This is a genomic window from Micromonospora sp. M61, from assembly GCF_018070245.1.
Classification (GTDB): Bacteria; Actinomycetota; Actinomycetes; order Mycobacteriales; family Micromonosporaceae; genus Micromonospora; species Micromonospora zamorensis.
In genome coordinates, this window is the sequence record NZ_JAGPYA010000114.1 from 1 (window position 1) to 7846 (window position 7846).

Below are 7846 nucleotides of genomic sequence, written 5' to 3' on the forward strand. Positions count from 1 at the left end.
GTCGCCCAGGGCGGGTAGGTCCGGCACGCCGCTCAGCTTCCCGGCTCGCCGTGCCCGGCCGGCGTCACTGCTTTACAAATCGCCACTTCTGGTCTCTCTGGGTGTCCTGACGGTCAAACTGTTGGATCCAGTATCCGTTCCAGGTGGTGCCGTTGTCCCTCGTCGGCCCGATGTCCACGCCCAGCAGCTCCATCACAAAGCCCGAGCGGCGGTTGGTCATGACCACGTTCCCGGCGCCGACGTCCTCCAGCAGCCACTGCTGATTCTCGTCGTTGTCGTCACGTTCGTACACCGCCATCTTCGACCCCTTCTGCAGGGAACGGTCCTGCACGGACAGGGCCATGTTGTTCCACTCGCTCGTGATGATGACGTGCCGCCTGTCCGGCGCCGGGTAGAGCTTCCAGCGCTGGTCCTTGTACCCCTCGTCCTTCCACAGCTGGACCCGGCTACCGGGCTGCGTGTTCTGGTTGATGCCAGGGAGCTCCACGATCGACTGGGCCCACGGGCTGTCCAGGCGGTACGTGGCACCCGCCTCGTACGCGAACAGCTTCGGGCCCTGGGGCTTCTCACTGGGCTTCGCGGACGGGCTGGTGCTCGGCGAGGCCTGGACGCTCCGGCTCGCCGACGGCGTGGGGCTCGGCTTCACGGTGGGGCTCGGCTTCGTCACGGGGACGGAAAGCCGGTTGTCCTTCTCGTACTCGGCGACGTGCGCCGGAACCTGGTCGGCCAGCTGGGTGACGTTGACGCGGGGCAGGCCGGCCGCCCGCCGCACCGGGTCGATTCCCCACTGGTACGCGCTCAGCGCCAGTCGATACGGGTCCTCGCCGTTGAGCTCGGACAGTTGCTGCGCCATGTCGCACATGGCGATACCGAGTGCGGGGATCGCGTCCGCGGGCCGCCACACCGACGTTCCCTCGCCCGGCTGGTACTGCTCCCACATCGTGGGCGTGAACTGGGCGACACCCTGACGGTCCGACGTGCGCTTGTTCACGTCGAAGTCGGACAGTGTCCGCAACTGTGCCGCGATCCGGGCCGGCGTGATCTGCGGGCAGACCTTTCCGGCGACCTGGATCGGTTGGACCAGAGCGTCGGGCACCTTGACCTCGCCGGCCGTCCCGGAAGCGGCCGACTGGGTTACCGCCTTCTCGGAGAACTGCGGCTGCTCGGCGTACCAGGCCGCGTACGCCTTCACCTTGTCGACGTAGGGCTTGGCGTCTTTCGGGACGCCGCGGGCGTCGAGCACCGCCTTGACTCCGGTCTGCTCCGCGGCGATGGCGGCCGGCCAGAGGTCTCCATCGATGTCGGCGGAGCGCAGATGGCCCACGTTCTCGCAGGTCCGGTGACCCAGCGCGATGATGTTTGCCCGCCGGTCGGCGCGACTGGCATCGGACGAGGGCCGCCACTTCTCCCACGCCGCCTGGTCGAGACCGGCGATCATGTCGGGGCTGCTCTTGAAGCCGGACGCCGCCATGATCTGCGCGGCGAGCTTCGGCGGGTTGAGGGCGGGGCAGGACAGGGCCGCCTCCACGATGGCGGGCACGTCACCGTCCGGAACCGGCTCGCCGACCAGCTTGTCCGGGTCCGCAGTGGCGGCCAGTTCGAAACCGACGGCCCCGGACGCCAGGATGACGCCGACCAGGGCGACGATCTCGACGCGCTTACGCGTCGACGAGATAAGCCGTCGCCACGGGCGGCGCTGGCCACTTGCGGTTGCTTTCATCGACTCACTCTTACGCTCAGTGGGTGTGGGCACGTGTCGTGCACATGACGGCCGGGCAGCTACCCCGGTTCACAGCTGATCGGATTTTCTTGGGCGTGCCTCGCCCGCATCGCCGTTGCCGGTCGGCCGTCTCTCGCCTGCGGTTCCGAAATCGAAGCCCCGGCTGACGAGGGCCTCCCGCATGGCCCGCAGTGCATAGAAGGTGCGTGACTTGACGGTGCCGGCCGGGACGTCGAGCGCGTCGGCGGCCTCGGACACCGACCGTTCCCGGAAGAAGATCTCGACCAGCGTGATGCGTAGCCGCTCGGGCAGGGAGTCGAGCGCGGCCCGGACCTCACGCGCGTCGAGGAGGCGCTCGATGGCGTCGTCCTGCTGCGCATGATCGTCGATATAGTCGACCGGCAGCTCGGCCGGACGGACGTCGGCGGAGCGCATCTGGTCGATCAGGATGCGTTTGGCCACGGTGAACAGCCAGGCTCGGTTCCAGTTTCCCTCGGCGTTACGCGCCTCTGGATTCCGCCAGGCCCGCAGCACCGTCTCCTGCACGATGTCTTCGGCTCGGTGAACGTCACCCCTGGTCAGGCGGGTCAGGAAGCTCAGCAGCACGGGCGCGTGGACCTGCTGCAGATGCCGCAGGGCTGCTACATCTTCGGGGCTGTCCATGCCCTGACCCGGACCGTCCGCTGGGGACTGGGCGCCAGCTGCCGTGCCGCTGGCACCGCTGACTTCTGGGGAGGGTCGCACGCGGCAAAGACTTGCACCGGGATTGCGGATTGTCTACTCAGTGACACTGACGGTGACAGTCTGGCCGGTTGCTGTCTGGGCTGTTCATCGATCGCGGTGAGGTGTCCGGTGGCGCGGCGTCGGCCGCCGATCATTCACGGAGCGTGACGACCATGTCGGGGCGTTCGGTTGATCGGCAGACGGCCGAGACGGCATTTGACCAGCGTGAACTGTGCCGGGGCACGCGCCCGGCAAGCCGTTGCCTGGGGCAAGCTAACCTACGTCCACTGTTCACTCGGCGGTAACGTCGACTGTTCACTCGGCTGTAAACACGGTCCCGACATCCGCCGCGTCCCTGCCGGGCCGCGACCGTTTCGGCGGGCCACCGATGGGAGGAGGGCCGAGCATGGACACCGCTTGGGTGGTGGCGGTGGCCTCCGTGGTCGGCGGTGTCGTCGGCGCTTCGATCATGGCGCTGAGCATGCGTCGCACGGCCGCCGCAAGGAGCAACGAGCTGGCACACCTCGAACAGTTGGTGGAGCGGCGGGCGGAGCAGGTGACCGCGTTGAGCCATGAGCTGCGGACCCCGCTGAGCATGATCAAGGGGGCGGTCGATCTGTTGCGGGAGGGCACTCCGGGGCCGCTCACCGCTGCGCAGGCCCGCTTCCTGCAGGTCCTGGATCAGCAGTGTACGCAGGTCATCGGGCTGTGCGAGAGCCTGCTGATCCAAGCCAAGATCGAGGCTGGGTTGTTCACGCCACACCTGGAGAGGGTGGACGTGTCGGTGGTGGTGCGCGAGGTGGTGACCGCGATGCGACCGTTGTGTGCGCAGCGGCAGCAGCGCATCAGCCTCGACATGCCCCAGGTGATGCCGCGCATCCGGGCCGACCCGATGCTGCTGACCCAGGCGCTGACCAACCTGCTGTCGAACGCGAGCCGGTTCACCACGACCGGCGGGAATCTCGACGTGCGGGTCATGCTGATCGACACTGGCGTGGCGGTGTACGTATCCGACGACGGTGCGGGCATGAGTCAGGCGGAGCGGCAACGCCTGTTCCACCGCTTCGCCACGGGTCGGCCGCTGGCCGACGGCACCGGCCTCGGCTTGGTGATCACGAAGACGATCGTGGAGCTGCACGGAGGCGAAATCATGGTGCACACTGCGTCGACCCGGGGGACCACCATCCTCCTGACCCTGCCGGACCGGCCGTGACGCGCGCCGGCGAGCAGCCCGGGAGTGGGCCTACCGCGCTGGTGGTCGACGACGAGCCGCAGATGACGATCATCGTGGAGTTCGCTCTGCAGACCCAGGGCTTCACCGTCCTCACCGCCCACGACGGGGCTACCGCCCTGCACCTGCTGCGGACGCATTCGGTGGACCTCGTGGTGCTGGACGTCATGATGCCCACGATGGACGGGCTGGCCCTGTGTCAGCGGATTCGCGCGCGCTCGGAGGCGCCCATCATGTTCCTCACCGCGTTGGCCCAGCGTGACGACATCATCGCTGGGCTGGAGCACGGTGCCGACGACTACGTCACCAAGCCGTTCCACCCGCGGGAGGTGGCGCTGCGGGCGCAGGCGCTGGTGCGTCGCCGCCGGGGGTCGGGCACCACGGTCCAGGTCGGTGAGCTGGTCATCGAGCCGGCAACGCAAACCGCGACGTTGGCGCAGCACCGGCTCGACCTGCCGTTCACGGAGTTCAAGCTGCTGCACCACCTGGCGGTGCGCCGCGGCGTGCCGCAGTCGTGGCAGGACCTGCTGCGGGAGGTCTGGGGCACCACGGACCTGATCGGCGGACGAGACGTGGTGAAGTCCGCGGTGTACCGGCTGCGCTCCCGGCTCGCCGGGACACCGAACGGATCGGCGTACGTGCGCACGCTGCGCGGGGTCGGCTACCTGATGCCTGAGATGGCTGCCGGGACCGCCGAGGACGGGGACGCCTCCCCGGCGGCCAGGTGACGGCGGCGTCACCATTACTTACGCCGCCGTCACCGGGGCCCCGTTCACACGCCTTTAACGTGGCCGTCACACCACTCGCATTGATTCGGGCGGCTTAGTAGGGGAGACCACGTCATGGCGACGAACAAGATACGGGGCAACCGCACACTGCTGGCGACAGCGATGGCGGCCTCGCTGCTGCTCGGTGCGGCTGGCTGCGCCCGCGAGGGTGGCGCCGAGGCCAGCAAGGACAGCGGTGTGGTGCACGTGGTGTGCGGTGCCACCGAGGACTGGTGCGCGGCGACCACGAAGAAGTTCACCGAGTCCACGGGGGTGAAGGCCGACTTCGTGCGGCTCTCCAGCGGCGAGGCGCTGGCACGCATCAAGGCCGGCAAGGGCAACGCGGAGTTCGACGTCTGGTACGGGGGGCCCGCCGACGGGTACGCCTCCGCCGGCGACGAGGGGCTCCTGGAGGCCTACACCTCGCCGAACGCGGGTGTCATCCCGGCCAAGTACAAGGACCCGCAGGGCACCTGGACCGGCGTCTACGTCGGCGCCCTGGGCTTCTGCAGCAACAGCAAGCTGCTGACGGAGCGGGGAATCGGGCTCCCCGACTCGTGGACGGCCCTGCTCAACCAGAAGCTCGCCAAGGACATCGGCATCGCGCACCCGTCGACCTCGGGCACCGCGTACACGACCCTCTGGACCCAGGTGCAGCTGGCCGGCGGCGACGAGGGCAAGGCGCTGGACTACATGCGCAAGCTGCACCCGAACGTCCTGCAGTACACCAAGTCCGGCTCGGCGCCCGCCCAGATGACCGCTCGTGGCGAGGTCGCGGTGGGGGTCATCTTCGCGCACGACTGCGTGGCCACCATGGAGGCCGGCTTCCCCGACCTGAGGCTGAGTTTCCCGGCGGAGGGCACCGGTTACGAGACCGGCGGTGTCGCCCTGGTGAAGAACGCCAAGAACCCGACCAGCGCCCGCAAGTTCGTCGACTGGGCCCTCACCACCGAGGCGCAGGAGGTCGGCCCGAGCGTCAAGGCGTACCAGTTCCCGACGAACCCGGACGCGAAGGTGTCGGACAAGGTCGTCCCGCTCTCCGGCATCAAGATGGTGGAGTACGACGCGGTGGCGGCAGGTAAGGCGAAGTCGGCGCTCAACAAGCGGTTCGACGCCGAGGTCGCGCAGGCGCCGAAGTCATGACCACGTTGTTGTCCGATCCCGGGGTGATCACCCCAACCCCACCCGAGGCGGTCGCGCCGCGGCGGCGCCGCCGCCTCGGCGCGGGGCTGCGGGTCCTGGTCGGGGTCTGCGCGGCGGTGGTGGTGATCGGTGCGGCGATCCCGCTCGTGGCGGTGCTGGCCACTGCCTTCGCTCCGGACGCGCTGCCCCGCTACGTCGAGTTCTTTAGCTCCTCCGTCGATCTCGGCATCCTGCGGAACACGTTGGTGCTCGGGGCGCTGGTCGGGTTGTGCGGCACCGCCCTGGGGTTCCTGTTCGCGTTCGTCCAGGCCCGACTGGACGTGCCGGGTAAGAAGATCCTGCACCTCATCGCCCTCATGCCGATCGTCAGCCCGCCGTTCGCGGTCGCCACCGCCACGGTGGTGCTCTACGGCCGGCGCGGCGTGATCAGCAACGGCTTGTTCGGGCTGGAGTACGACATCTACGGCCTCGACGGCCTGGTGTTCGTGCTGTCGCTGTCGCTGTTCCCGGTGGCGTACCTGGGCCTGCTCGGCATGATGCGGGGCCTGGATCCGGCACTGGAGGAGGCGGCGATGAACATGGGCGCCAGCCGCTGGCAGATCATGCGCCGCGTGATCCTGCCGCTGCTGGCCCCCGGGCTCGTCGCCCCGTTCCTGCTGCTCTTTGTGGAGGCGATCGCCGACCTGGCCAACCCGCTGGTGCTCGGTGGCGACTACACGGTGCTGGCCAGCCGCGCCTACCTGGCGGTCACCGGTGAGTACGACACCACCAGCGCCGCCGTCTACTGCGTGATCCTGCTGGTGCCGTCCCTGGCGATGTACTTCGGCCAGCGGTGGTGGCTCAACCGCAAGGTGCGCACCACCATCACCGGGCGACCGTCCGGCTCCGTGCACCTGATCACCGGCTGGAGCCGGTGGCCGGTGTACGCCCTGGCGCTGTTCGCCGCCGCGATCATCGTGAGCATCTACAGCACTGTCATCCTCGGCTCGGTAACCAAGGTGTTCGGCGTGGACAACACCTTCACCCTCGATTACCTCAAGGAGGTACTGCTCGGGGTGGGAGTGGAGGCCGTCCTCGACACGTTGACGTTCGCGGTCATCGCCACTCCGATCGCCGCCCTCCTCGGCCTGCTCATCGCCTGGCTGGTGGTTCGCCACCTGCGACGTACCGCCTGGCTGCTCGACCTGGGCGGCACGCTGGGTGTCGCCGTGCCGGGCACCGTGCTGGGCATCGGCTTCGTCCTCGCCTACCGGCCCGAGCGGTACATCGGCGACTACCTGGTGTTCCCCAGCCTGGTGGGTGGTAGCGCGGTCTTCGCCGGCGCGATGGCCATCGTCCTGGCGTTCGTGATCCGTAGCGTGCCGGCGGGGCAACGGACGGCGGTCGGTGCGCTGACCCAGTTGCATCCGCAGATCGAGCAGGCGTCGACCGACCTCGGGGCCAACTCGCTGCAGACGTTCCGTTGGGTGACCCTGCCGTTGATCAAGCCGGCCCTGCTCACCGGGTTGAGCTACAGCTTCGCCCGCAGCATGACCTCCGTGTCGACCATTGTCCTGCTGGTCACGCCGGAGACGAAGATCATCACATCGCAGGTGCTCAGCGCCGCGAGCACCGGCCGGTACGGGGTGGCATTCGCCTACTGCACGGTGCTGACCGTGCTCGTCCTGGTCGCCTTCGCGATCATCCGACTGCTCGTCGGCGGGGGCGCCGCACTGCACCGCACCGCCAAGTCTGAAAGGCCGAAACGATGACCGTCGCCGCGCCCACCGAGGCCGCTGCGCTCGCACCCGCCGGACGTGGTGAGGCCAGCACCGGACGCCTGCAACTCGAGGCCCTGACCAAGCGTTTCCGGAGCCGTCCCGAGGACGTCACCGCAGTTGACAGCGTCTCGCTCGACGTCCTGCCGGGGGAGTTCATCACCCTGCTGGGCCCGTCGGGCTGCGGCAAGACCACCACGCTGCGCATGGTGGCGGGTTTCGAGGACGCCACGAGCGGCAGCATCCTGCTCGACGGCAAGGCCATCGACGACATGCCACCGCAGCGCCGACCGATGGCGATGGTGTTCCAGAGCTACGCCCTGTTCCCGCACATGACCGTCGCGCAGAACATCGCGTACGGGCTGAAGCTGCAGCGGCGCACCAAGGCCGACATCGCCGAGGGCATGCGGATGGCGGTGACCAGCATGAACCTCGTCGGCCTGGAGGACCGTAGCCCGCACGAGCTCTCCGGCGGCCAGCAGCAGCGGGTCGCGTTGGCCCGGGC

The 7846-nt window shown here is 68.7% G+C and carries 7 protein-coding genes; 5 read left to right on the forward strand and 2 right to left on the reverse strand.

The annotated features are described in order from the left end of the window. Positions 1-64: 64 nt before the first annotated feature. Entirely contained in the window at positions 65-1720 is a 1656-nt protein-coding gene (locus KBX34_RS32430) for an RICIN domain-containing protein (protein ID WP_210928905.1), read from the reverse strand. A gap of 69 nt (positions 1721-1789) precedes the next feature. After that, on the reverse strand, positions 1790-2383 hold the full coding sequence (locus KBX34_RS32435; protein ID WP_088949070.1) for a sigma-70 family RNA polymerase sigma factor: 594 nt from the start codon (positions 2381-2383) through the stop codon (positions 1790-1792). A gap of 466 nt (positions 2384-2849) precedes the next feature. On the opposite strand from KBX34_RS32435, the gene KBX34_RS32440 reads away from it, so the two are divergent. From KBX34_RS32440 to KBX34_RS32460, 5 genes are all read left to right on the forward strand, one after another. Further along, a complete protein-coding gene (locus tag KBX34_RS32440) occupies positions 2850-3656 on the forward strand; it encodes a sensor histidine kinase KdpD (protein ID WP_185755338.1) in 807 nt (268 codons plus the stop codon). Continuing rightward, complete coding sequence (locus KBX34_RS32445; RefSeq protein WP_199177160.1) at positions 3653-4402, forward strand: response regulator transcription factor; 750 nt, start codon at positions 3653-3655, stop codon at positions 4400-4402. The genes KBX34_RS32440 and KBX34_RS32445 overlap by 4 nt, the downstream gene beginning before the upstream one ends. Before the next feature lie 114 nt (positions 4403-4516). Beyond that, the gene (locus tag KBX34_RS32450; protein WP_210928906.1) at positions 4517-5584 is read left to right on the forward strand and encodes an ABC transporter substrate-binding protein; all 1068 of its coding nucleotides are present in this window, start codon (positions 4517-4519) and stop codon (positions 5582-5584) included. Next, positions 5581-7335: an iron ABC transporter permease gene (locus tag KBX34_RS32455; RefSeq protein ID WP_210793736.1), complete on the forward strand. Its 1755-nt coding sequence runs from the start codon at positions 5581-5583 to the stop codon at positions 7333-7335. The genes KBX34_RS32450 and KBX34_RS32455 overlap by 4 nt, the downstream gene beginning before the upstream one ends. Further along, the coding region (locus tag KBX34_RS32460; protein WP_210928907.1) for an ABC transporter ATP-binding protein at positions 7332-7846 on the forward strand (515 nt) is incomplete at its 3' end. The genes KBX34_RS32455 and KBX34_RS32460, both read left to right, overlap by 4 nt.

Bases quoted from the DNA above. Each gene is read 5' to 3' on its own strand.
- KBX34_RS32450 (WP_210928906.1), top strand. From the start codon at position 4,517: ATGGCGACGAACAAGATACGGGGCAACCGCACACTGCTGGCGACAGCG.
- KBX34_RS32430 (WP_210928905.1), bottom strand. From the start codon at position 1,720: ATGAAAGCAACCGCAAGTGGCCAGCGCCGCCCGTGGCGACGGCTTATC.
- KBX34_RS32435 (WP_088949070.1), bottom strand. From the start codon at position 2,383: ATGGACAGCCCCGAAGATGTAGCAGCCCTGCGGCATCTGCAGCAGGTC.
- KBX34_RS32440 (WP_185755338.1), top strand. From the start codon at position 2,850: ATGGACACCGCTTGGGTGGTGGCGGTGGCCTCCGTGGTCGGCGGTGTC.
- KBX34_RS32455 (WP_210793736.1), top strand. From the start codon at position 5,581: ATGACCACGTTGTTGTCCGATCCCGGGGTGATCACCCCAACCCCACCC.